Source organism: Streptomyces sp. NPDC050287 (assembly GCF_044459385.1).
GTDB lineage: Bacteria > Actinomycetota > Actinomycetes > Streptomycetales > Streptomycetaceae > Streptomyces.
Genome location: NZ_JBITIY010000014.1, coordinates 95324 through 119751 on the forward strand (window position 1 = coordinate 95324; position 24428 = coordinate 119751).

Annotated in this window: 22 protein-coding genes and 3 pseudogenes; 13 read left to right on the forward strand and 12 right to left on the reverse strand. The window is 69.7% G+C overall.

Translation table 11 applies throughout. The annotated features are described in order from the left end of the window. Positions 1-6 precede the first annotated feature (6 nt). The 8 genes and pseudogenes from ACIBK3_RS37000 to ACIBK3_RS37035 form a co-directional block, all read left to right on the forward strand. The gene (locus tag ACIBK3_RS37000) at positions 7-858 is read left to right on the forward strand and encodes a hypothetical protein (protein WP_399372153.1); all 852 of its coding nucleotides are present in this window, start codon (positions 7-9) and stop codon (positions 856-858) included. Beyond that, a complete protein-coding gene (locus ACIBK3_RS37005; protein WP_399372155.1) occupies positions 855-1004 on the forward strand; it encodes a hypothetical protein in 150 nt (49 codons plus the stop codon). Before ACIBK3_RS37000 ends, ACIBK3_RS37005 begins: the two co-directional genes overlap by 4 nt. Further along, positions 1001-1228: a helix-turn-helix domain-containing protein gene (locus ACIBK3_RS37010; RefSeq protein ID WP_399372156.1), complete on the forward strand. Its 228-nt coding sequence runs from the start codon at positions 1001-1003 to the stop codon at positions 1226-1228. The genes ACIBK3_RS37005 and ACIBK3_RS37010 overlap by 4 nt, the downstream gene beginning before the upstream one ends. Positions 1229-1769: 541 nt before the next feature. Next, entirely contained in the window at positions 1770-2567 is a 798-nt protein-coding gene (locus ACIBK3_RS37015) for an ArsR/SmtB family transcription factor (RefSeq protein WP_399372157.1), read from the forward strand. Positions 2568-3238: 671 nt separating this feature from the next. Further along, positions 3239-3592: a hypothetical protein gene (locus tag ACIBK3_RS37020; RefSeq protein WP_399372158.1), complete on the forward strand. Its 354-nt coding sequence runs from the start codon at positions 3239-3241 to the stop codon at positions 3590-3592. 362 nt (positions 3593-3954) lie between these two features. Then, on the forward strand, positions 3955-4803 hold the full coding sequence (locus ACIBK3_RS37025; protein WP_399372159.1) for an oxidoreductase: 849 nt from the start codon (positions 3955-3957) through the stop codon (positions 4801-4803). Further along, a complete protein-coding gene (locus ACIBK3_RS37030; RefSeq protein ID WP_399372160.1) occupies positions 4803-5417 on the forward strand; it encodes a TetR/AcrR family transcriptional regulator in 615 nt (204 codons plus the stop codon). The genes ACIBK3_RS37025 and ACIBK3_RS37030 overlap by 1 nt, the downstream gene beginning before the upstream one ends. Positions 5418-5515: 98 nt before the next feature. After that, positions 5516-5750 (forward strand): annotated as a pseudogene (locus ACIBK3_RS37035) (putative PEP-binding protein); the annotation flags it as partial. A gap of 71 nt (positions 5751-5821) precedes the next feature. Here the strand turns inward: ACIBK3_RS37035 and ACIBK3_RS37040 are convergent. Continuing rightward, positions 5822-6685 carry a universal stress protein gene (locus ACIBK3_RS37040; RefSeq protein WP_399372162.1) on the reverse strand — a complete coding sequence of 288 codons (864 nt, stop codon included), beginning with the start codon at positions 6683-6685 and terminating at the stop codon, positions 5822-5824. 43 nt (positions 6686-6728) lie between these two features. Next, the gene (locus ACIBK3_RS37045) at positions 6729-7634 is read right to left on the reverse strand and encodes a universal stress protein (RefSeq protein ID WP_399372163.1); all 906 of its coding nucleotides are present in this window, start codon (positions 7632-7634) and stop codon (positions 6729-6731) included. A 234-nt stretch (positions 7635-7868) separates the two neighbouring features. On the opposite strand from ACIBK3_RS37045, the pseudogene ACIBK3_RS37050 reads away from it, so the two are divergent. From ACIBK3_RS37050 to ACIBK3_RS37060, 3 genes and pseudogenes are all read left to right on the forward strand, one after another. After that, positions 7869-8122: pseudogene (locus ACIBK3_RS37050) on the forward strand (response regulator transcription factor); the annotation flags it as partial. Between the two features lie 100 nt (positions 8123-8222). Further along, positions 8223-9236, forward strand: a complete 1014-nt coding sequence (locus tag ACIBK3_RS37055) for a 2-hydroxyacid dehydrogenase (RefSeq protein ID WP_399372164.1) — start codon at positions 8223-8225, stop codon at positions 9234-9236. 131 nt (positions 9237-9367) lie between these two features. Beyond that, positions 9368-10609: a PP2C family protein-serine/threonine phosphatase gene (locus tag ACIBK3_RS37060; protein WP_399372166.1), complete on the forward strand. Its 1242-nt coding sequence runs from the start codon at positions 9368-9370 to the stop codon at positions 10607-10609. A gap of 237 nt (positions 10610-10846) precedes the next feature. Here the strand turns inward: ACIBK3_RS37060 and ACIBK3_RS37065 are convergent, their stop codons facing one another. From ACIBK3_RS37065 to ACIBK3_RS37100, 8 genes are all read right to left on the reverse strand, one after another. Continuing rightward, positions 10847-11725, reverse strand: a complete 879-nt coding sequence (locus ACIBK3_RS37065; RefSeq protein ID WP_399372167.1) for a potassium channel family protein — start codon at positions 11723-11725, stop codon at positions 10847-10849. Between the two features lie 95 nt (positions 11726-11820). Beyond that, positions 11821-14232: a glycoside hydrolase family 65 protein gene (locus ACIBK3_RS37070; RefSeq protein ID WP_399372169.1), complete on the reverse strand. Its 2412-nt coding sequence runs from the start codon at positions 14230-14232 to the stop codon at positions 11821-11823. A gap of 53 nt (positions 14233-14285) precedes the next feature. Then, positions 14286-15071 carry a universal stress protein gene (locus ACIBK3_RS37075; protein ID WP_399372172.1) on the reverse strand — a complete coding sequence of 262 codons (786 nt, stop codon included), beginning with the start codon at positions 15069-15071 and terminating at the stop codon, positions 14286-14288. Between the two features lie 315 nt (positions 15072-15386). Beyond that, positions 15387-16379, reverse strand: a complete 993-nt coding sequence (locus tag ACIBK3_RS37080; protein WP_399372173.1) for an Acg family FMN-binding oxidoreductase — start codon at positions 16377-16379, stop codon at positions 15387-15389. 57 nt (positions 16380-16436) lie between these two features. After that, positions 16437-17345: a pyridoxamine 5'-phosphate oxidase family protein gene (locus ACIBK3_RS37085; RefSeq protein ID WP_399372175.1), complete on the reverse strand. Its 909-nt coding sequence runs from the start codon at positions 17343-17345 to the stop codon at positions 16437-16439. Positions 17346-17574: 229 nt separating this feature from the next. Continuing rightward, positions 17575-17868: a DUF1876 domain-containing protein gene (locus ACIBK3_RS37090; RefSeq protein WP_399372176.1), complete on the reverse strand. Its 294-nt coding sequence runs from the start codon at positions 17866-17868 to the stop codon at positions 17575-17577. A gap of 11 nt (positions 17869-17879) precedes the next feature. Then, positions 17880-19268 (reverse strand): nicotinate phosphoribosyltransferase, encoded by a 1389-nt coding sequence (locus ACIBK3_RS37095; protein WP_399372177.1) that lies wholly within the window; start codon positions 19266-19268, stop codon positions 17880-17882. A gap of 149 nt (positions 19269-19417) precedes the next feature. Next, positions 19418-20239 carry a universal stress protein gene (locus tag ACIBK3_RS37100; protein ID WP_399372179.1) on the reverse strand — a complete coding sequence of 274 codons (822 nt, stop codon included), beginning with the start codon at positions 20237-20239 and terminating at the stop codon, positions 19418-19420. Positions 20240-20444: 205 nt separating this feature from the next. On the opposite strand from ACIBK3_RS37100, the gene ACIBK3_RS37105 reads away from it, so the two are divergent. Together ACIBK3_RS37105 and ACIBK3_RS37110 are read left to right on the forward strand one after the other, a co-directional pair. Further along, on the forward strand, positions 20445-21308 hold the full coding sequence (locus ACIBK3_RS37105; RefSeq protein WP_399372181.1) for a universal stress protein: 864 nt from the start codon (positions 20445-20447) through the stop codon (positions 21306-21308). Between the two features lie 91 nt (positions 21309-21399). Beyond that, the gene (locus ACIBK3_RS37110; RefSeq protein ID WP_399372183.1) at positions 21400-22875 is read left to right on the forward strand and encodes an AAA family ATPase; all 1476 of its coding nucleotides are present in this window, start codon (positions 21400-21402) and stop codon (positions 22873-22875) included. A gap of 45 nt (positions 22876-22920) precedes the next feature. Here ACIBK3_RS37110 and ACIBK3_RS37115 read toward each other — a convergent pair. Beyond that, positions 22921-23184, reverse strand: a pseudogene (locus tag ACIBK3_RS37115) (zinc-binding dehydrogenase); the annotation flags it as partial. 333 nt (positions 23185-23517) lie between these two features. Next, positions 23518-24390: a universal stress protein gene (locus ACIBK3_RS37120; protein ID WP_399372185.1), complete on the reverse strand. Its 873-nt coding sequence runs from the start codon at positions 24388-24390 to the stop codon at positions 23518-23520. Between the last annotated feature and the right edge of the window lie 38 nt (positions 24391-24428).

The following is a 24428-nucleotide window of genomic DNA, read 5'->3' on the forward strand; positions in this document are numbered from 1 at the left end:
CTCGCCTTGTTCGTCCTCAGGCATGCCTTCGCGCGGGCCTCGGCCGGTCTGGTTGACAGCACGATCCGCAATGACACCAACCATTTGGAGCTGATCCGGGACTGGTTCGGCCGGCCGCTGTGGGAGATGGAGCCGGCCGACGCCGACGTCTATTTCGGCAAGGTGCTTCACGACGCCAAGCCCTCGACCCGGACCGGCCGGGCGGGCGCGCTGGCGGAGTTCTTCCAATTCCTTGAGCTGCGGCACAAGGTCGAGCTGCACAACCTCACCGGCCGTGTGGTCGAGTGCCCGCTGGACGAGATGAACCGGCCGCGGGCCTCGTTGGAACCGCAACTGCGGATCCCGCCCAGCGAAGCAGAGATCGAGGAGCTGTTCGCCGGATGGCGCGAGGAACTGGTGACCTGCCGCAAGTTCGGTCCGGCCGCCCGCAACTACGCGGTGGCCCGGCTGGCGGCGGACGTGGGACTGCGGATCAACGAGGCACGGATGCTCGACCTGGACGACATCCGGTGGGAACTGGGCCGGTTCGGCAAGCTCAACGTCCGGCACGGCAAGGGCTCCCGGAGGCGTGGGCCGAAGCCGCGGCTGGTGCCGCTGATCAACGGCGCCGACCGCAACCTGCGGTGGTTCATCGAGGACGTATGGGGCCACTTCGACGCCGACCACACCCGGCCCGGTGCCCCGCTGTTCCCCTCCGAGCGCAAGAACCGGGACGGCTCCTGCTCGCGGGCGACCTCCGACGTCTTCCGCAGGTGCTGGCCGAAGCCGCTGCCCAGCACCTGCCCCCCTGGGCCGGGAAGCTCACCCCGCACGTGCTGCGGCACTTCTGCGCTTCCCAGCTCTGTCTCGCCGGCATGACCTTGTTCGCCATCCAGGAACTACTCGGACATACCTGGACCGGAACCACGGCCCGGTATATCCACGTCCACGGCACCCATGTCGAAGACGCACGGGTCGCCGGACAGCAGCGCGCCACCGACCGATGGAAAGGACTGGCCCAGTGAATTGGAACCTTCGCCTGGCGGCTGCCAACCGCGGCATCTGGAAGGCCGGCGAACTCCATCGGATGCTCGCCGCACGCGGCGTGGTGATCAGCGCGGGGAAGATGTCGGACCTGTGGTCCGGCCAGCCGAACACCGTCAAGCTCGACGAGCTGGACGTCATCTGCGCCGTGCTCGGCTGCGGCGTCGAGGAACTGCTGCTGCCCGAGCCGGAGAAGGTGCCGTAGCCGGTGCCGGCGACCGACTCACAGGCCACGGCGGTGGGCCAGCCGCGCGCCGTCGCCCCGCGTCCTCGCACCGGCAGGTCTCCCGCAATTTCATGCCTGCCTGCCGAAGACGCCGTGGGTTCCCCGGTCGGGCGGTGCCGGCCGCCGCTCGATGCCGATCGTGCGCCTTCGATCCAGCCTTGGCGCTGCCACCAGCCGATCGCCTTACCTGCGCTGGACAGTTCCCGGTTGAGGTGTCGGCGTCCATCTCGTCAGCCCGCGCTGCCGCCAGCTCGGCGAGCACCTCCGGCAGTGCCGGGTCGTCGATCGCGTCGACGGGGAAGACGGGCGGCTTCGCGTGCCCCGGCGGCCGAAATGGCCCGACGCAGGTCGCGGTGATCACGGTAGGGGCTCTGTCGCGGTAAATCCGGCATTCACCGCGGCAGACCTCCGCGGGCGAGGGTCGTGCTCTACAGCCGGACGCGTGCCTCTTTGACATGCAGCCATTCAGCTGCCTATATTTATTGGCAGCTGAATGGCTGCATGTTGGAGGGGGTTGCTGATGGACGAGGTGTTCAAGGCACTGGCCGACCCGAGCCGCCGCAGACTGCTGGACGGTCTGCGTGAGCGGGGCGGCCAGAACCTGGGCGAGCTGTGCGCGGGCCTCGACATGGCGCGGCAGTCCGTCAGCAAGCACCTGGCGCTGCTGGAGGCGGCCAACCTGGTCACCGCGGTGCGGGACGGGCGGCAGAAGCTGCACTACCTGAACGCCGAGCCGATCAACACCATCGCGGAGCGCTGGATCAGCCGCTTCGACACCGAGCGGGTGCACGCACTCGCCGACTTGAAGAAAGCACTGGAGCAGACTCCCATGGACAGCAACACGTTCGTCTACACGACCTACATCAAGACCACGCCCGCGCGGCTGTGGCAGGGCCTGACCGACCCCACCTTCACCCGCCGCTACTGGGGACTGGCCTTCACCACCGACTGGCAGACCGGCTCACCGATGAGCTGGGAGGGGGCGGGTCTGCACGGAACCGACCCCGCGCAGGTCGTTCTCGAAGCCGACCCGTACCGGCGCCTGTCCTACACCTGGCACACCTTCACACCCGAGTGGGCCAAGGCGGCCGGTGTCAGCGACGAGACACTGGCGAAGATCCAGACCGAGCCCCGCTCCAAGGTCGCCTTCGATCTCGAACCGCAGGGCGAGACCGTGAAACTCACCGTCGTCCACGACGGGTTCGAGCCGGGCAGCACTGTCCTGGACATGATCGGTGGCGGCTGGCCGCACCTGCTGTCCAGCCTCAAGACCCTCCTTGAGACCGGCGACATCCTGCCCGCCGAGCAGCACGCCTAACCTGATCCAGACAGGCACCGACTCCTACCGCCTCGCCCTGACCCGAGCCCGGGCAGCGGCCCAGGACGGCAAGGCAGGCTGACCGTTCTGGGACTCACTTCACCGGGAGGCGTCGCTCCCGTTGAGGCCGGGAGCCAGGTCGGAGTTGTGTTTTGCTCGTCGGGACGCTCGGCCAGACAGTGGCGTTGTGCAAGTGGCTGGCGGCTGTCTCACTTGGGCCGGGGATTGGGTGAAGAGCCCGGCGTCGAGGAGTTGGACAATCACGGCGCCTGCGTGGGCACGCGACGCGGGCGGGGTTGCGTAGAGCCAGCGTGCCTGGTGGAGCTCCCGCCAAGAATCTCTGGCGGGTTCCAGGCGAAGGCTGCGCAATACCCCGAGCGGCAACCGTACTGAAGTTGTCCTGCTCGGGCCTTGATGGCAAGAGGCAGGACCAGCAGGTCGGCGTCCCATAAGGGTTTCCAAACGGCGCGCGAGGACCAGTGCCGGGTGGTGAACGGCTCGCTGCCGTTCACGGAGTCGTAAGAGGACGGTATGCGAGTGCGTAGGTGATTCGCTGTCACCTGAACGTGTGACAGCACGATGTGTTGCCGGTCGGCGGCCATGGGATGCTGGGCCAGTCGCTGTGAGCGAGTGGAAGGTCCTGGAAGACTGACCTGTCCGACGAGCAGTGGGTGCAGGCCGAGGCGGCCAAGGACCGGATCGCGGAGCTCTCCGCGCAGCTCGAGGAGTTTCACCGCACCGTCGAGGAGATCCGCATCACCCGCAAGAAGCTGCTGGAGCTGCCCGATCCGCGACCGTCCGCGCCGTCGGTCCCGAGGCTGCCGGACCATCCGGCCTATCAGCAGATCATGGCGGTGTTCGCCGCGGCCGAGGCCCCGGTGTGGGCGCGGCAGGTGTGCGAGGCGATGGACCTGGAGACCGCGCCCAACACCATCAACAACACCCGCCTGAAGCTCAAGCGGCTCGCCGAACGCGGGATCCTGGCCGAGACCGAGCAGGGCTTGTTCACCCAGCCGCGGCCGTAACCGCCCGACGACGCCGCACCCAGCGCGCTTACCCCTCCCGACAGGGCGAAACAGTCAACTCACATACCGCCCTCTCAGGACATGGCTGGCTGAGGAGCGCGACGCCAGGGCATGTCCGGTCAGGGTCCGCCGGATGCGGGCGGTGCCGGCCGGAGTGACATCGCAGGACAGCACCTGCAGCTCACCAGCCAGTATGTACAGCGGCGTGCGCCAGCGGGTCGGTGAGGGACCGGATTGACCAGGGCGAGCATGATCCGATCGAGGGCGACAGAATCAACGTCACGTTGATAAAACTCGACGCTGTGTAGACTCTCTGGGTGAGGGGGCAGTCCAGCTCCTCGCGAGACCTTTCTGGAGGAGCAGTGCAGCAGCAGAAGTGGCTCATCACCGGCGTCAGCACGGGCCTTGGACGTGCCTTCGCCCAAGCCGCCCTGACCGCCGGGCACACCGTCGTCGGCACGGTCCGCTCCGAGGAGGACCTGCGGGCCTTCGAAGGGCTGAAACCGGGGTGCGCTCACGGCCGCATCCTGGATGTGACCGACGACGACGCCGTCTCGAGTGTGATCACGGAGGTGGAGCAGAGCGTCGGTCCCCTGGATGTCGTCGTCGCCAACGCGGGCTACGGCCTGGAGGGCACCTTCGAGGAGACGCCGCTGGCCGACGTGCGGCGGCAGTTCGAGGTCAACGTGTTCGGGACAGTGGCCACGCTGCAGGCGGCCCTGCCCCACATGCGCCGGCGCCGTCGCGGACACCTGATGGCCGTCACCTCCATGGGCGGGCTGATGGCCGTGCCCGGCATGTCCGCCTACTGCGGCAGCAAGTTCGCTCTTGAAGGCATCCTCGAGGCACTGGGCAAGGAGGTCGCACAGTTCGGGATCCACGTGACGGCGATCGAGCCCGGGTCCTTCCGCACCGACTGGGCCGGACGGTCCATGACACGCACCTCGCGGTCCATCGACGACTACGACGAACTGTTCACCCCCATCCGTGAAGCGCGGCAGAAGGCCAGCGGGAACCAGCTGGGCAATCCGGCCAAGGCCGGGGACGCCGTCGTGCACATCGCGTCGGTCGACCAGCCGCCGACCCACCTCGTCCTGGGCTCGGACGCGCTGCGACTGGTCACCGCCGCGCGCACGGCCGTGGACGAGGACATCCGCGCGTGGGAGACGCTCTCCCGCACCACCGACTTCGCCGAGGGCGCTCAGCTCTGATGCCCGGCCACCACCCCGCGCGGAGCCGACGCACCACCGAACGCAAGGGTGACGTCCGGGAGCGGGCCATCCTCGACACCTGCGAAGCTCTGCTGGCGCAACAGGGCTATGACGCCATGACCGTTGGCGACATCGCGCAGGGCGCCGGCATCACACGTGGCGCCCTGTACTTCTACTTCGGCTCCAAGCAAGAAGTGGTCACGGCGCTCGTGGCCCGGACCGTCGAGCACCTGTGGGAGCGGTCCCGGGCCACCGCGCAGACCGACGAGCCACGCCAGGCCATCGCAGCAGCCATGCGGCGCACAGTCGAGCTGTGGAACGAGCACGGTCTGGTCATGCGCACGGCGATCGACCTGTCGTTGACCGTGCCGGAGATCGGCGAACTGTGGAGCCACACAGCTGACTTGTTCATCACGGCCATCGCCGCCGTCCTGGAACGAGCCGGCGTTGAGGCCGGCACCGAACCAGAGCAAGCGTCGGCGATGGCACGCGCCCTGTGCTGGATGATCGAGCGGACTTTCTACCACGCCTCGCAAGAGTCCCGCGAGGAGTTGCAAAAGGCATCTTCGACCTGCGAACACATCTGGCTGATCAGCGCCGGTCTGACCACATGAGGCATCTGGTGTGGACGGCGAGGCGCGAAACCGAACCCCGTGACTCCGAGGCCCACCGTCCAGGCACTCCGCCGGCGGAATCCCGCGAGGCACAACGTCCCCGCACCGAGCACGTGTTCCTCGGCGACCGCCGCAAGCTGGTCGAAAAATCCTGGCCCGCACCGACACCGAGCGCGAACGTGCTCTGGACGCCCTGCCGCCGCACCAGCGGCAGGACTTCGCAGACATGGTGGTGGCGATGGACGGTCTGCCGGTCACCATTCGCCTCCTGAACCCACCCCTGCACGAGTTCCTGCCCGCCGCACCGACCTCGCCGTCCATCATGTCGTGGCGCCGGAGTCGCCGTCGTCGGTGGTGATCGCCGCTCGGCCGGCTTCCAGGCGGGCCAAGCTTCTGCCGTGTTCTCACACGGGCTCGGGCACCACGGCGACCGGACATGCGGCGTGGTGCAGCACCGTGTGGGCGACCCGGCCGAGTTGCAGCCCGAAGTGCCCCGGGTGGCGGCGTGCCCCCACGACCAGCAGGTCCGCTCCGTGGGAGGCATCCAGGAGCACCCTCCGGGCGGAGCCTTCGGCTGTGCGCCTTCGTAGTTCCACGCCTGCTGGAGCGGCGCGGAGCGCGGCTTCCAGTGTTTCCACTGCCCGCTGCTCGTGCGCTTGCGCCGACTTTCCCGCGAGCAGTGGGTGGTCGGTGGTCTCGTGCGCGGGGCGCCGCCATGCGCGGACGGCCTCCAGTAGGGCGCCGCGTCGCTCAGCCTCCTCCAAGGCGAAGCGGATGGCGTTCGCGGTCGCCGCCTCCTCGCCAATGCCCACAACGATGCGACGGTACGCACCGTCCCCCTCGTCGTGGCCGCCACGGACCACGATCACCGGGCAGTCGGCCCGTCCCGCCACGGTCAGGCTGACGGAACCGAGCAGCAACTCGGGGACATCGCCGCGACCGCGGGACCCCAGGACCAGCACTGAGGCATCGCGTGCCTCACGCAGCAGAACGGGCGTCGGCCCGTCCGGAATCACTTGGGTGGACACTTGCAGATCAGGGATCCGCGCCCGGGCGCGCTCGGCTGCGGCCGCTACGAAGACGCCGTTGAGGATCTGCTCCGACGGGTCCCCACCTGTGGCGAAGACGGCGTGTTCGTACCGCTCCCACAGCGAGGCGTACACCACTCGCAGCGGCAGCCCGCGCAGCGCGGCCTCGTCGGCCGCCCAGTCCACAGCTCGCAGGCTCGGCTCGGAGCCGTCCACGCCCACGACCACGGGAAGATGCATTGTTCTCACCGCCCTACGCAAAGGGTGAGGATGAGCCGCTGCGTCAGTCGTGTGGAACGACGGCGACGGGCGCGGTGGCGTGATGCAGCACCCCATGCGTGACCGAGCCGATGTGAATGCCTACAGGAGTCCGGCGTATGCGTCGGCCCACGACCACCAGGGACGCTGCCATGGAGGCGGCGACCACAGCGACCGCCGGACTCTCGTTGCGCGATTCCTCGATCACCTTCACGTCCGGGTACTTCTGACGCCAGGGATGCAGAGCCTCCGTGAGGGCTGCGGCTTCGCGCCGCGCCGGCGACCCGTGAAGCTGTGGGTCGATCGACAGGCCGTAGCTGTAGTACGGCGGCGGATGCCAGCCGTGAACGACCCGCAGGGACGCGGCACGGCGGACAGCTGTATCGAAAGCGAACTCGATCAGTGTCTCGTCCGGGCTTTCGGTGTCCAGGCCGAGCACGACAGGCAGGAAGGGAGCCGCTGCGGACGGTATTCCCGCAGGGTCCATGTCATGCTCGTCGGCAGCCTGCTCGCCGGCGCGTACGAGCACAACCGGCCGCCCGGCATGGGCGACGACCGCCAGCCCGACGGACCCCACCAGGAAACCTCCGATCCCACTCATGCCGCGCGCGCCCAGGACGAGCAGTTCGGCGTCCCTCCCAGCTTCGACCAGCACATCACTCGGGCGCCCGGCGACCTGCTCGGTCGTCACCTCGACGCCGGGGTGACGGAGCCGGAGTCCCTCCGCGGCCTCCCGGGGAACGCGTTCGGTCCAGTGCTGGTGCGTCTCCGCACCGAGCAGCGGGGCCTGCGCCATTGGTTCCGGGACCGGTTCCCAGACGTGGACCAGTCTCACCGGCAGCCCTCGCAGTTTCGCCTCCTGGGCCGCCCACTCGGCGGCGGCCCGGCTCTCGCGCGAGCCGTCCAGACCGACAGTGACGGTGCGGAGCATGACCTCCACCTCCCAGGTGACGTAGCGGCACGCCTCTCATACCTAGTCTCGCCGGACACCGCGGTCACCGCGGCGTGCCGAAGGTTCAGCCCTCGTGCCGTACGGTCCCTTGTCGGCGGTCTGGTCTCCGTCCCACGACTGGGCCGGTCGGCCCTGGTGACTGCGGTCTCGGCGAGTGATGATCGTGGTCACGGACTTTCTGTGAGTCCGTCCACCCGGCAACAAGGGGCCGTCATGGCCGAGACACGCACCCTCACAGTGGAGAGTCCGATCCGGGCCTTCCTGCTGGACGCCCATGAGGTGGTACGGCGCGGTCTCGCCGCTCTCCTGGACGCCGAGCCCGGCATCTCGGTGGTCGGAGACGCCGACACCGCCGCACACGCGCTTGACCGGGGCCCCGCCGTCCGGCCGGACGTGGCCGTGACGTGCTCCTGCCGGACGGCGACGGCTTCACCGTCTGCCCGGAGCTGCCCCGGCCACGCGCACCCGTCGGGGCGAACGTCTTGCACGGCAGACCGACCGGCCCAGGCACCGGCTCGGGCGGGCGCCTAAGGTCGTGGATGTGACCGCCCGTGGGAGGAGGCCCCTGTGGAGATCCTCGCGTACGGAGTTCTGGCCGATGAGCAGCCACTTCTACGGGAAACGTGCGCCAGGGCGTTCGCCGACCGCCACGAGCTGCGCTGCCTGGAGCTGTTCCTGAACCGGGACACCGTCCCCATCGCGGCAGGCCATGAGGTCGTGCTCAGCAGCGTGAACGACACACTCGACGCCGAGGTGCTGCGCCACCTGGCCAAGTACGGCACCAAACTGATCGCCCAGCGCTCCACCGGCTACAACAACATCGACCTGGCCACCGCCCGGGAACTGGGACTGACGGTGGCCCGCGTGTCGTACTACTCGCCCTACTCGGTCGCCGAGTTCGCCTGGGCACTCGCCCTGGCCGTGGGGCGCCGGATCATACGGGCCGCGCACCGAACCCGCGAGTTCGACTTCAGGCTCGACGGGCTCATGGGCCGCGACCTGCACGGCCGCACCGTCGGTGTGATGGGCACCGGCAAGATCGGCACGGCGTTCGCCCGCATTGCCCACGGCTTCGGCATGCGCCTGCTCGGCTGGGACATCGCGGAGAACGCCGACTGCCTGGCCCTCGGTATGGAGTACGTCCCCCGCGAACGCCTGTTCGCCGAATCTGACCTGATCAGCCTGCACGTACCGCTGCTGCCGGACACCCACCACCTCGTGGACACCAAGGCCCTCGCCCGGATGAAGGACGACGCGGTCCTGGTCAACTCCAGCCGCGGCGGCCTGGTCGACACGGATGCCCTGTTGACCACCCTGCGCGCCGGCCGTCTCAGCGGAGTGGGCCTGGACGTGTACGAGGAGGAGGCCGGGGTCTTCTTCCTCGACAAGTCCCTGGAAGTGATGACCGACGAACGCCTGGCCCGGCTGATGACTCTCCCCAACGTGCTGGTCACCTCACACCAGGCGTACTTCACCCGGGACGCCGTCGGCCAGATCGCCGAGACCACAGTGAGCAACATCGAGGACTACTTCGCCGACCGCACGAGCGACAACATGCTCATCCATCCGGGCTCCGGATGAGACAGACGGACGGCATCGGCAGCCGGTGTGCCGGCGATCAGGATTCCCAACCTGTCTGCCGAGCCCAGGCGCTGGATCGCTCGTAGATTGGAAACGCAGGCACCGCCCTCACAAGCCCGGGAGAGGAGGTGATGACGACGGACATTGATTTCACGGCCTTCTTCGACGCCACACCAAGCCCGTACCTCATGCTGGACACGGACTTGGTGATCCGCTACGTCAACACCGCATATCTGCTGGCCACCGGCCGTGCCAGGGATCAGCTGATCGGGAAGTACTTCTTCGACGCCCTGCCGAAGAATCCCGGCACCCTCGACGACGACGCACAAGAGAACGTGAAGGCGTCGCTGCTCCGGGTCCTGGACACCGGAGAACCGGACACCTTGGTGCTGCAGCGCTACGACATTCCCGACCTCTACGAGCCAGGCAGGTTTGAGGAGCGATGGTGGTCTGAGATCCACACCCCGGTTCCCGGGCTTGACGGCAAAGTGAAGTTGATCGTCAAACGATCTGAGGACGTCACCGCCTTCATCCACTCACGCCGGGCACGCCAGCTCACCGACGAGTTCGCCGAGCTGGAGAAGGGCATGGCAGCCGAGCTGTACGCGCGGGCCCGCGAGCTGCAACGGCTGATCCAGGAACTACGCCGGGCCCACGCCCGCGAACGGCAAGTGGCCGTCACCCTGCAGGAAGCCATGCTCTCCGTCCCCGACCTCGACGGCCACACCGGCAGCATCGCCGTGCGTTACCTGCCGGCAACGAAGTCCCTCAACGTGTGCGGCGACTGGTACGACATCGTCGACCTGCCACCCGGCCGCTACGCCGCAGCGGTCGGAGACGTCGTCGGCCACGGACTGCACGCCGCAGCCGTCATGGGCATGCTCCGCAGCGCCCTGAGCGCAGCCATCCGGGCCATTCCCAGTCCCGCCCAGGCACTGGAAGTCCTCGGACTGTATGCCCGCTCCGTGGACGGCGCGACGGCGGCCACCGCGGTCAAGGTACTCATCGACACCCGCAGCAGGCTGATCATCTACAGCAACGCCGGGCACCCACCGCCCCTCCTGCTCCACTCCGATGGGACCTGCGAACTGCTGGACCAGGCCACCGATCCGCCGCTCGGCGCCCGCCCACATCATGTCCCCCGCCCTCAAGCCGGCCTCACCTACACCGTGGGGGACACTCTCGTGCTGTACACCGACGGTCTCATCGAGCGGCGCGACGAGGACATCGACGCCGGCCTGGCCCGCCTGACCACAGTCCTGGCCCAGACTTGCACCCTCGCTCCTGACCAGATGGCCGACGCGCTGCTGGCCCGCCTCGACGTCGCTGGTGGAGCTCCCGACGACATCGCCCTCGTGGTCATCCGCCTATGACCGCGGCGGACTCTCGATAGCTACCGGACGAACCCCCGAGGACCGGCGGCAGGCCCCTCGCCATCCAGTCTGCGTCGTTGGCTGGGCGCCCGCGGCGCGGCGGCCGTGGACGTGATTGGCGGGATGCGCGACTGGGCGGAAGCTCCGCGTTGTTCAACATCGTCAGAAAGTCATGGACTGCCAGGGGCATCCGGCCTCCCATGCCCGTATCGGCCGCAGGGTGCCGGCCTTGCTTTTTCACGGCTGAGCGCCGTCGCGGCCGTGGTCGGCCGCGTAAGCGGCGAACACGTCCGTCGGCGGTCCGCCTGTATGGAGGAAACGCTGGTCGAGGATGGCGGCGAGGTCCTTCAACGCGCCGGCGAGCAGCGCGCCGGCCAGCCGCACCTCAGGTCGTCCCGCCGCCTGCCCGCGCTGGGCGAGCACGGCGGCGTAGCCGACCATGGCCGCCAGCGACGAGTGGTCCTCCCCGTCATGGAAGTAGTACGCCTCGGCGTACTGGGTGAAGTCGATGCGGACGCATGCGACTTCGGTGGCCAGGCTGTCCAGCAGAAGCGCCCCCGCGGTGCAGTCGATCTGCCGGGTCGTCGGATCCGCGTCGCGCAGCAGAGCCAGTCGGACGGCCAGGACTCTCCTGCGGGTCAGCGCCGGATAGATCTGCAGGACCCAGGAGACGGTGGCCGTCAGGAGGGCGAAACCGATGAGGGCTTCGAGGGGTGAGACGAGACGGAGCCAGCCTTCGTCCGGTGCGATGTCACCCAGCCCCAGGGTGGCCACCGTGACGAGCGACAGGTACACGGAGTCGAGCAGTGCCGGCTCCTGTGCTGCCTGGGAGCCGGGGGAGAAGGTGAACGCCCCCGGCATGTGGGGCCAGTAGACGATTGCCCAGCCGAGGATGACGGTGACGGCCCACATGCTCACGACCGTGACCATGGCGAGCGGTCCGACGAGCCCGGCCACGCGGCCGGGTGCGCGGAATCGCCGGGCGAGGCGCCACAGTGCTGTCATCACGAGGCGGCTCAGGCCACCGTGGCGTGTGGGGTGCCAGAGCGTGTGGAACAGGTCCCGCAGGGTGACCATGACAAGCCCGGCCCCGACCAGCGAGACCAACCACTTCATCCGCGCCTCCCACGGCCCTTGGCATGAAACGGAAACCCGCCTTGGAGCCTAGGCCGTGTACGGTGCGTGACGGTGCGGATGCGGGTACGCCACGCTCATTCGCTCGGATCATCCGCCTCCAGAACGAGCCTGCAGGTTTCCCCAGGCGCCACGGTCACGGCCCGGTCCGCCAGCACCACGCGGATCGCCGACTCCTCCGAGTCGGGCACGCCGATCTTCAGCTGCCCACTCAGGCGCCGTATGCGCACCCCCCAGTGGCCGCGATAGCGCAGCGAGAATCCGTACTCGGAGAGGGCAGGAAGCGGCACGGGGTCCAGCCACAGGGCGTCCTCGCGCGTCTCCAGTCCCGTCAGTCCGCGCTGGACCAGGTCGAGGGTCCCGGCCATCGCCCCGAGATGAATGCCCTCGCCGGTCGTGCCGCCCTGGATATCGGCGATGTCCGCCTCCAGAGCGTCTTGCACGTACTGCCACGCCTCCGCCCGTCTGGCCTTCGCGAGGACCAGGCCGTGGACGAGGCCGCTGAGTGTGGAGCCGTGGCTGGTGCGCCGGAGGTAGTAGTCGACGGTCCCGCGCCAGACCTCGTCGTCCAGGTCATAGCCGAGACGCGCGAACAGTTGCCGCAGCTCGCCGGGTGAGAAGAGGTAGCCGAGCATGAGGACGTCGGCCTGCTTGGCCGCCTTGTAACGGTTGACCGTGTCGCCCTCGGCCTCCAGGATCCGGTCCAGCCGCCGGACGCTGTCGTAGCGCGCCCGGTAGGCGTCCCAGTCCAGCTCGGCCAGATCGTCGTACCCCTCGAATTGGCTGATGACACCACGGTGGAACGGCACCCACAACCGTCGGGAGACCTCCTCCCACTTGGCAGGTTCGTCGTCGCCCAGCCGGATGCGATCGCGCAGCTCCTGCCGGCGCCAGGCCGGAAGGCGCCGCAGGAGGTCCAAGGTGCGGCCGAGCACCCATGCGGCGGTGACGTTGGTGTACGCATTGTCCGCCAGCCCCGGCAGGTCGGCGCCCGGGTAGGCGTCGTGGTACTCGTCGGGGCCGACGACTCCGCGGATGTGATAGCGCTCCGTCGCGGGATCGAAGACCGCGAGGTCCGCCCAGAAGCGGGCGATCTGCAGCAGCATCTCCGCGCCCCTGGTGTGCAGGAACTCGGTGTCACCCGTGGCCTCGCAGTACTGCCACACGTTGTACGCGATCGCGGAGCCCACATGGTGCTGGAGCCGGGAGTGGTCCGGCAGCCAGCGACCCGAACGGGGGTTGAGGTGCCACTCCTGGGTCTCCTCGCGGCCGTCGCTGCCGCTCTGCCAGGGATACATCGCCCCGGCCCGGCCGATCGCGGCGGCGGCCCGGCAGGCCCGTGGGAGGCGTCGGTACCGGTAGTTCAGCAGGGCCCGGGAGACCTCCGGGAAGTGCAGGTTGAGGTACAGCACGACGAACAGCTCGTCCCAGAACACGTGGCCCCGGTACGCCTCGCCGTGCAGCCCCCGGGCCGGGACGCCCACGTCCAGGTCCGCCGTGTGCGGTGACAGCGTCTGCAGGAGGTGGAAGAGGTGGAAGCGCAGGACGCGCCCGGCCTCACCAGGCACCTGGACCTCCGCGCGCCGCCACAACCGCTCCCAGGCCGCGACGTGGGAGTTCAGCAGACCCGCGAAGTCCGCCGCCGAGGACACCCGGTCGACCGCCGCCCCGAGAGGATCGCTGATCGCCGTGTCGCGTGAGGTGTACAGCGCCACGGTCTTCTCCACGGCGACGGAACGGCCGGGAGCGAGCGGAACCACCAGGCGGTGAACGGCACGGCGGCGGCTTGGGCGGAACTCCGGCGAGGCCCGTGGCCGGTCCGTGACGACGGTCCGGGCGGCCATGGCGACACTGACGTCGGAGGCGGTGGTCCGGCAGGTCAGCCAGATGGTGTGGGGGTCTGGCGTCCCGGTCCGCACCTGGGTCAGATGGCGGTGGTTGAGGGCACGGTAACGGTGCACATTTCCGTTGAGCACTTCGCCGTCGAGGCAGGACTCGATCTCGACCTCTCCCGACCAGTCCTCGGCGGTGAAGACCGTCCGGAGCGCGGCCAGATGAGGATCACCCATGTGCACGAGGCGGCTCTGCTCGACGGCGACCACACCTGCCTCCCCGTCCCGGTGGCGGAAGGCACGGGTGAGTGTGCCGCGGCGCAGATCCAGGGTGTGCCGGTGGTCCAGGAGGGTGTGCGGATGGGGGGAGAACCACGGGCCCCACGCACCATCGGGGCGGCGCAGGCGGAACCGCAGGAGCAGCCAGTTCGGGAGGTTGACCAGGTCCTCGTTCACCACCTGTCGCCCCGCCACGGTCGACTCCGCGCGGTTGTAGCATCCGGCCGCGTAGGTTCCCGGGTAGTGCACCAGGCTCGCCCGGCACTCGGGTACCGCACCCCGTGTGGCGAAGTAGCCGTTGCCGAGCGTGCAGAGCGACTCCCGCAGCTGTTCGTCAGCCGGGTCGTACCCGTCCCACTCCCACGTCCACTCCGTCATCCGTCGCCCTCCTCAGATCGGAAGCCGTGGGAGCCGGGCCTGCACGGCGAACCTCAGACCCGATGAGGGACGACGGCGACCGGGCAAGCGGAGTGGTGCAGCAGGGCGTGGGCAGCACTGCCGAGCTGCAGACCGAAGTGCCCGTGCAGGCGCAGAGCACCGACGACGATCAGGTCGGCCTCGGCCGATGCCTCCAGCAGTACTCGGTGGGCGGGGCCCTCGACCGCCCGGCGGCTGACATCGACCTGAGGGTGCTCCCGCACGACCTCCCGTAGCGCATCGTCGAGGCTGGCCGAGACTTGCTCCTCGGGTGCCACGGCGGCGTCCGCCGCGAGCCGGGGGTCCCCCGGGACGGACGCTGCGGGAGGTGAGTCCGGCTCGTGAACCGGACTGCGCCAGGCCCGTACGGCGGTCAGGGCGCATGCCCGCGCCTCGGCCTCGCGGGCGGCGAACCATACGGCACCCGTGCCGCCGGTCGCATCGCCGACGCCCACCACGACCCGGCCGACGGACCCCCGAAGGTTGCGCTCCTCGCCTCGGACGACGATGACCGGGCACATGGCGCGAGCCGCCACCGTGAGGCTGACCGACCCCAGCAACAGCCCGGCGACTTCGCCGCGCCCACGAGCGTCCGTGACCAGGGCGAACGCCTCGGGCCTCGCCTGAAGCCCATGACCTCTCCGGCGGGACGATCGGTGCTGAGGGAGGGCCCGGCTCTTTCGGGAGGCATGGACGAGCCGCAGCGACAGGCCGTGGCGGGCCGCTTCGTCCACCGCCCAGTCGACCGCCAGCAGACTGGATTCCGATCCGTCGACGCCCACGACCAGCGGGAGCTCCATCGGGGCCACCGCCTTCCGTCCCGTTGCTGACAAACCCCCCTCTGAATACCGTCGCACCGCCTGCGCGCCGCCGCGACATACAGGCGGGCGCTCGGATCGGTCGGCCGTCGGCGGGTTGCGATGTGGCGGGTCGCGACGCTGCTGGAGACCTACGGCCCGACCAACCACCCGGCGCTCTTCAAGGACCTGGCACATACCGGGGACCCCGCCATTGTGAGCGATGCGATGTTCCGTGACCGCCGAGCACAGACCGCTGCCGGGGTTACGGTCCACTCCGGCGTCTGGGCGTGAACCCCGGCCGTGGACAGTCCAGGGTCAGGCTTCGATGTCGAGTACCTCCGACACAGGGCGGCGCGGCGTGACGGGACCGGTGGGGCCGTAGCCCAGACGCAGCAGGATCTGCGTGTAGCCCGTGCCGGTCACGGGGTCGCGCAATGGCCAGCGCAAGTCCGTCCATTCGAGAGGCTGGGTCACGAAGGAGCTGGAGAGGCCCTCGCGGCAGGCCAGCAGCAGGACGCGTTCCATCGCCTGGCCGGCGCGAAGCCAGTCCTCCGGGCGATCGTGATCCGTGCTGATGAGAGCAAGCTGAGGGTTCTGCTCGAAATCCGCCGCGTCACGTCCCGCCACCTGCCGTGGGCCCGCGAAGTCGCGCATGGGCGCCTTGCCCCCGCGCTTGCGCGGTCCGAAGGCGTAGTGCGGGACTCCGTCGTCGGCGGTGCTGACGGACGGGGCGTCGATACGCGTCCACCGGGTCAGGTCCTGGTCGCTGCTGGGATCGGTGATGTTGCGTGCCTCGGCTTCCTGAACCAGTTCCAGCACCTCCGACAGATGCCATGAGATCGGGAACGTCAGTGTGGCTCCCTCGATGCGAGCGGCCGCGCCGAGAGCCTCCCGCAGGGCCTCGGGGATCTGTCTCTCCTCGAAGGGGAAGCGGCTGCTGTGCCGCCGGCGGATCGCCGGATACAGCGCGCCGAGGCCGCTCTCGTCGTTGGTACGGCCGGCCAGTCTCACGCTTGCGAGGAGTGCCCGGTCGGCGAGGTTGGGCAGCAGCCGGGTTTCCGGATGCCAGCCCTCGTGGACGATGGTGGCCCTCAGGTTCAACAGAGCGGCTCCGCAGCTGAGATGAAGGCCGCGGGCGTCGGGGTCGGAATGTGGCATGGTGCGCTCGAGGTCGGCCCACACCTCGAAAGCGCGGCTGCGCCGCAGATATCGGAAGCGCCAGGGTTGTGCGTTGTGCATCGACGGGGCGGCCACCGCGTCGTGTACCCGGGCGGCCACCCACTCGTCGGATGGTGCTGGCTGGCCCATCGGAACCCCCTTCGAGAGCCCTGGGGACGAGACCGCTCTTGCCTGGTCGGCGCCCGGTCACCCATCGGCCGGAGTGATGCGGCGGCCCGTGAGGTGGACGGGCCGGATCGACACCCACAACTCACGCTCACCGCCCGGCCAAGGGGTGGTGTGGGCTTGATCGGTGAGCCGGCGTACGGCCTCAGGGTCCGTCACCGAGCTCGCGGGGCCGACGGCGAGCACGCTCCAGCCCTGACTCATCGCCTCGTCCATGTGATCGACCTCGAAGGCGACCTCGGTTCCGACGGATGCCGCGGGGGTGGAGCCCGGCGCCGTCCGGAAGACGATCGCGTCATCGACGACGTCGTAGTTGACCGGCACGACCGCTGGGCGGCCGTCGCCCGCCGAGACCGCGATGCGCCCCACGCCATGGGTGGAGAGCAACGTGCGGCATTCCTCCGGGTCCATGTCTCGCAGCTGGGGATGCAGCAGCGCCTGTCCTTGGCCGGGTGGCAGATCCACTCCTCCTCCGCGCAGGGCGGTGACCGTGGTCCCCAGCGCGTCGGCGAGCCTGATGAGGGTTGCCACACTCGGGTCGGCGGGCCGCTCCTCCAGATACTCCAGGTAGCCGGGCGACATCCGGGCGCGGCGGGCCGTCTCCTCGCGGCTGACTCGCTGTCTGTGGCGTTCGACGGCCACGCGTCGACCGATGTCACCGGGGCCGGGTGTCCGGCCCGGCGTGGCCTCTGCCTCGGCCGTGTCAGGGTCCGAGGCGGCGTAGGCGCTTGCGGACAGGCCGTGTTCGAGATGGTGGATGTGTGCGTCGGGCCCGGGAAACACGAGCGTCACTTCGTCCGTGTCCGACCAGCGCACGTCATAAGGCGGCGTTCCGTCCTCGTGATGAAGTCCGACGATCTCCCCGTCGCGCTTGATGGCGCCCGTCGTCGTGCGTTCGATGACGAGGTGATCGCCCAGGTGAGCTCGCATGACGTCCGCCCTCTCCTTGGAGGAGTGCTGTATCCAACGTGCCACGCGCGCCGGGCGGCTGCACAGGGCCGACCAGCCGGGGATCGCGGGGTGAAGGGCAGGGCCGGTAGCGGGGTGGGTCGGGGGGACCTGCCTCCTGGCTCCCGGTCAGCCGCCGACCGGCTCAGCCGGTTCTCACCGCGGCTGATCCCTCCTTCACCTCTGCCTGGGGGTGCTGTGTCGCCATCGGTCACGTGGGCCACCCGGCGGTCTCCCGCCCGTGCGTCTGTCGCGAGGGTGCGCCCATGCCTTCGATGTCGCGCTCGGCGGTCTTCTGCAGCTGCCGGGCCAGGTCGTTCATGGCCCGGCCCGCGGCCAGTTCGTCGCCGATCTCCGGCACGTTCGCGTCCGCCGGATGGCAGTGGGCAGTGCCGTGACCGGTGAGCTCAGCGGTGCCGGTGTCCAGGATCAGATGTGCCTTGGTCGTTCCCTCGTCGTCCTCGAACAGATGAAGACGAACCTTCCATTCCAACGTATGCGGCATCACTTCTCTCCTCACCTCGGTACGGACCGATGCGATCCGGACGCGGCCTGCTCCGGGCCCGGGGGTACGTAGGCAGCCGACGTCCGCGCGTCGATGCGGCGACGGACGTCGCGGGCGAGAGCGCCCAACCGTTCGGAGTTCGTCGCGCGGGGTGCGACCGGGGCCCGAGTGCGGCGGGCGGCCGGCGGTAGTCCGGCCAGGTCCGCGATGAATCTCTCCCGGCAGTCGCCGAGCGTGGGCCGGCTGCCGATACGGCGCCCGCCGCGCATCACGGTCTCCAGCATGGGGCTGCCATCGTCGGTCGACTGCTCGTCGGCGAGACGGATGACGTCGGCGTATGCCGCGCGCCGGAACACCTGCTTGGGGCCGGGTGCGGTCACTTTCGCCGACGACAACTTCATTACCGGCCGACCGTCGTATTCCACCATTTTGTACGCGGAGTCCAGGTACGGGGCGTCCGAGGAGACCCCGACGCGAGTGCCGACGGCGTAGGCGTCGATGGGCACCCCGGAGCGGACCAGGTCGTCCACGGCGTACTCGTCGAGACCGCCACTGGCGATGATCCGCACGTCCGTCAGGCCCGCGTCGTCGAGGAGGGAACGGGCCCGGGCCGCAAGGCTTCCGAGGTCGCCACTGTCCAGACGTATGGCTGAGCCGGGTCCGCGGTCGAGGTCCCGCAGCACGCGTGCCGCGACGCGGACTCCTTCTTCGGTGTCGTATGTGTCCACCAGCAGGGTCACCGGGCCGGGGTGGGACCGGGCGAAGGCGCGGAACGCGTCCTCCTCCGAGGCGAACGCCTCCACGAAGGAGTGGGCCATCGTGCCGACGGCGGGGATGCTCTCAGCGGTGGCCGCGGCTACGTTACTGGTCCCGGCGAAGCCGACCATGGCGCCCAGGCGAGCGGCCTGGAAGCCCGCCTGCGGACCGTGGCAGCGCCGCAAGGAGAAGTCGACGACCGGGTGACCGGCCGCCGCGAGCACACAGCGCGCGGCCTTCGAAGCGATCGTCGTCTGATGGCTGAGTTGGTTGAGCACATACGTCTCGACCAACTGCGCCTGCGGAAGCGGTGCGGTCACCTCCAGCAGCGGCTCACCCGCGAGCACGATCCGCCCCTCCGGCACCGCCCGCACCCGGCCGCTGAACGTCAGGCCCAGTAGAGGCTCAAGATCCTTTTGAGGCCGGTGCAGGGCTGCGGCGAAGGCGTCGACGTCCTCCTGGTCCACATGAAAGTCGCCCAGGTAGTCGAGTGCCGACTCGAGCCCCGCCGCCACCAGGAATCCCCGCTCCGGAGGAAGGTCGCGGACGAAAAGGCTGAAGGTGGCTGGGCCGGTCATCCCCTCTCGCAGGTAGGACATGGCCATCGTGACTTCGTACAGATCGACGGTTGTCGCTTCGGACATCGCCTGTCGCCTCCTCGCCGTCTGGTCGGCCCTGAGTTCGTCACAGACGGAAACGCGCGGACCACCGGGGTTCCACCAGGCCCCACTCGGCGTCCCATTGCGCGAACCTTCTCCGGTCCGACAAAGCGCATGCACGCCCAGACCGCGAGTCATATCTGGGGGACGACCGCGACGGGGCACGGCGCGTGATGCAGTAGCGCGTGATTGATCAGACCCAGCTGCAGCCCCGGGTGCCCCTGTCTTCTGCGTGCGCCGACGACCAGCAGGTCCGCCGCCGACGCCGCGTCCAGCAATGCTCGGCGCGCCGGGCCCTCGATCACCTCGGGATTCACCCGGGCGTCGCGATACCGATGGGTCATGCCGCGCAGGGCGTCGTCGAGTACCTGGGACGGCGGGCGCCGATGGGCCTCCAGGGCGTACCACGACGGAGCCGGCCGAGGGGTGAGAACCCTGGACGACGGGTTCCAGGCGTGCACCGCCGTCAGACGGCAGCTCCGCACCTGAGCCTCACGGAGCGCGAACTGCAAGGCTGTGCCGCTGCCTTCCCCTTCCTCGACACCGACGACGATGTGCCCGAACCGGCCGTTCCTGTGCTCTGTGGCACCTCGCACCACGACGACCGGACAGTCCGCTCGGGCGGCCACGGCCAGGCTGACCGTGCCCAGGAGCATGTCGGCGAGGTCTCCGAGCCCTCTGGACCCGAGAACCAGCGCGAAGGCGTTACGTCCCCTGTCGACGAGGGCAACGGCGGCGTCCTCGTGCAGCACCTCGCTCGACAGCCGCACCGTGGGATCTCTTTCCCTGGCGCGCTCCGATGCGGCACTGATCACGTCGGAAGGCTCACGGTCACCGGCAGCCGCATGCACGAGGTGGAGCGACAGACCGTGCCGGGCTGCCTCGTCGGCGGCCCAGTCCACCGCCTCCAGGCTCGATTCGGAACCGTCGATGCCGACCACCAAGGGAATCGCCACCGCACCTGTCTCCTTTCGTGGCGGGTGCCACGGGCCCCGTCTCCTCTTCGGTTCCACATGCGCCGGGGAGGAGATGGGGGTACTCCTCGAAGGAGAGAAGCACCGCGCTCGGCATGTCGGCGACGTCCGGAGCATGCACGCCATCGGACTCGCTCACCGTCACACACCGTCGTATCCAGCTTCGTACGAGACGGAGGCCGCCGCCATGCAGCCAGTCATCACCGTGGGCCTCGACGGCTCACCCGAGAGCCTCGCCGCTGCCCGCTGGGCCGCCGACGAGGCCGACAAGCGCAAACTCACGCTGCGCCTGCTGCACGCGTGGCCACTGCTGGCGCCGGAACCGGCCCGCGTCCCCTCGGAAGTCGATCAGAACTACTGGGCGAAGCGCTTCGTCCACACCGCGCGCGCGGAACTGGAAACCCGCCACCCGGGTCTGACCGTCATCGGGAGCCTGGTGGCCGACGACGCCCGGAAGGCTCTGCTCCAGGCGGCGTCGGAATCCGAGCTGATCGTGCTCGGCTCACGGGGGCTGGACTCCGCCGGAAGCTACTTCCTGGGCGACGTCAGCATGCCGGTCGTGGCCCGGACGGAACGGCCGGTGGTCCTGGTCCGCATCGGATACGAGACGGCGCAGCCGGCGCCGGCGAGCCGTGTGGTCGTGGCTTTGAAACTCCACGGATCCAGCGACGACCTGCTCGACTTCGCCTTCCACGCCGCCGCGGTCAGGGAGATTCCGCTCCTGGCCGTGCACGGCCGAAGCGTGCCGCTCCACGCGCGCGTGCCCTGGGGCGTGGACCACGTCGTCACGGAAGGGACGACGCGGGAGGCGCAACGGGAGCTGACCCAGGCCCTCCGCCCCTGGCGCGAGAAGTACCCGCAGGTGGACACCGCCGACACCATTCGTCACGAGACCCCCGCCAAGGCCGTCATCAATGCTTCCGAAGGAGCCGCGCTGCTGGTCGTCGGCCGGCACGCACACCGGCACGACGTGGCACCCCACCTGGGCCACGTGACCCACGCCGCCATCCATCACGGGCGCTGTCCCGTCGCCGTCGTCCCCCATGACTGAGCGCGGCAGCAGGGGGAGGACGGTTCGGTCGGTACCCGGGGCGGACGGGTCCGGGGCACGGCATGACGGCGAGCCGCCGCCGCGCGCGGAGGTGTGCGAGACGCATACCGCGATCGTGTTCTTCGCCGGTGACCGCGCCTACAAGGTCAAGAAGCCGGTGAACCTGGGTTTCCTGGACTACACCACGCGGGCCGCGCGGCTGACCGCGTGCGAACGCGAAGTCGCTCTCAACCGACGCTTCGCCCCCGACGTCTACCTGGGCCTGGGCGAGTTCCGCAGCCCCGGGGCGGAGACGTCCGAACCGCTTGTGGTGATGCGGCGCATGCCGGCGGACCGGCGCCTCTCCCGTCTGGTACGCGAGAGAGCCGCACTGGACGACGTCCTTCGGGCCGTCGCCCGGCACCTCGCCGGGTGGCACGCGGACGCCCCCCGGAGCCCGGAGGCAGACGAGCAGGGCACGCGGGACGCCCTGTCGTCCCGGTGGGAGGCCAGCTTCGCTCAGGTGCACGCGTTGGCCGACGACCGCTCCGTGCCCGACGGGGTGGCGGAGACGGAACAACTGGTGCGCCGCTATCTCGCCGGCCGCGAGCCGTTGTTCGCATCCCGTATCGAGCAAGGACGGGTGGTCGACGGCCACGGCGACCTGCTCGCCGAGGACATCTTCTGCCTCGACGACGGCCCCCGCGTGCTGGACTGCCTCGAGTTCGACGACCGGCTGCGCTACGTCGACGGCCTGGACGACGCCGCCTTCCTCGCGATGGACCTGGAGCAGCTTGGCGCCCCGGAGGCCGCCGCCTACTTCCTCGCGCAGTACGGCGAGTACTCCGGCGATCCAGCCCCCGCGTCGCTGTGGCATCACTACGTCGCCTACCGCGCGTTCGTCCGTGCCAAGGTCTCACTGATCCAGGCCGGTCAGGGCGCACCGGGCGCGCAGGCGGCGTCACGCAGGCTGGTCTCGACGACGCTGCGCCACCTGCGTACCTCCGCCGTCGGCCTGACCGTTGTCGGCGGGCTGCCGGGCAGTGGGAAGTCCACCCTCTCCGGTGCGCTGGCCGACCGGCTGGGGGTCACCCTGCTCAGCAGCGACCGCGTCCGGAAGGAACTGGCGGGCATTCCCGCGGAGCAGTCCGCGGCGGCCGGCTACGGCGAAGGGCTGTACACACCCGAGTGGACCGCCAGAACCTACGCAACCCTCCTCGACCGGGCAGCCGCCCTGTTGTCCGTCGGCGAGTCCGTCGTGCTGGACGCCACCTGGTCCGACCAGGCGCAGCGGGAAGCGGCACAGCTCGTGGCCGCACGCACCAGCGCGGACCTGGTCGCCCTGCACTGCCACGTACCGGACGACGTGTCAGCGGTCCGTCTGAGGGCGCGCGCCTCAGGGCCGTCCGACGCCGACCTTGGCATCGCCACCGCCATGGCGGCCCGGGAGCCCGCGTGGCCCGAGGCCGTCCCCGTCGACACCAGTGGCCCGTTGGAGTCCGCGGTCGCCCGTGCGCTGGCAACCGTACGCCCCTGGGGCACAGGTCAGGCTCCGGTCTTCCGCCGCCCCTACATGGAGCCGGACTGACGGCAGACGGCGGTCCGTGTGTCCGCTGGGGTGACCGTGGAGGTTGTTCTTCCGCCACAGGGACTCAAGGTGCAACGTGGCCGGTCTGCCGTGCGTCCCGATGTTGGCGATGTGCCCTCCGCTCCGGGCGGCCTGACTGCACAGGGCGAAGCCGTCCGGTTCGCCCGATGCCTCGATGGCTACATCGGCGCCGGGTCCCTCGGACAGCTCGGCGATCATCTTCCCCGGCACCTCGGCGGCGTCGGCCCCCACGCGGGCGGCGGCTTCCAACCGGGCCTCGGACAGGTCCACAACGCTGATCGCACACCGGGCTGACCTTGCCGGCCCGGGGGCGGACTCGACTGAAGCAGACCGAACATGAGGACGGGGTCCGGCCGCGCTGGGCGGCTCGGACCGCCGAGCGGTGGCTGCACGCTGCGGAGAGTTCCGTGTCCGGCGGTCACTGGAACGCCGCGTGGATCTCCTGCTCGGTCGCCTTGTGCGAGACGAGCAGGATCTCGCTCACCGGCGCGGAGCAGGAGCGCCGGATCAGGCACGGTGCGCATCACCCGAGCCCGTACGGTGCCTAGTTCTCGGTTCCGGCGGAACCTCTCCGGTCGAGCGGGGTGCCTTTGGGAGGGGAGGGGGCCGTTCGGCGCCTTCTCACACCGGCACCGCGATGACGGGGCAGTGGGCGTGGTGCAGTACTCCTTGGCTCACCGAGCCCAGCAGCATGCCCGTGAACCCCCCGTGCCCGCGCGTTCCCACGACCAGCCCCAAGGCGTGTTCCGAGGCTTCCGTCAGGACCCGCACGGGGTGGCCGAGGACGACTTCGTGGTGCAGCTCCACTCCCGGGTGCGTCGCGGTGCGACCCGCGACCGTCTCGGACAGCACGCGGCGGCACTCCCGCACCGCGGCGTCTTCGTCGGGGACACCGAGGAGCGGTGGATGCCACACATACAGGGCCCTGAGGACTGCTCCGCGTAGGGCCGCTTCCTCGAATGCCATGTCCACCGCCGCGGCGGCATGCGGACTGCCGTCGACGCCGACGACGAAGTAAGCGGGATCCTGGGTGACGTGCTCCGGATCCGGAACGACGACGACCGGGCAGGGAGCGTGGGCGGAGAGCGGGAGCGCCACGGAGGCGGAGGTGAACATTTCGCGCCGGGTGCTCAGATGCCAGGAGCCCACCACCACCAGGGAGGCGTTTCGTGCCTCCTCGCGCAGGACCCACGCCGGCTCTCCTTCCGCCAGCACCGTCGACACCTCCACCGTCGGCCGTCGGGACTCGACGAAGGCGACCGCCTCCTTGAGGGTCTCGGCACCCGCTTCGTGCAGCGTTCGGTTCCACTCCTCCCAGGACGGCCGTGCCTCGCCCGTGCGGTATCCACCTGTCGGCACACCCTGGGCGTGAACGAGCCGGACCGGCAGGCCACGGCGATCCGCCTCATCGACGGCCCAGGCGAGCGCCAACCGCTTCGAGGGATCGGGGTCGACGCCCACGACGATCGCCCCACGCCCGTCCGCACTGCTCATGACACCTCCAGGAGATTCCCGTCGTCGCCGCCCGTGCG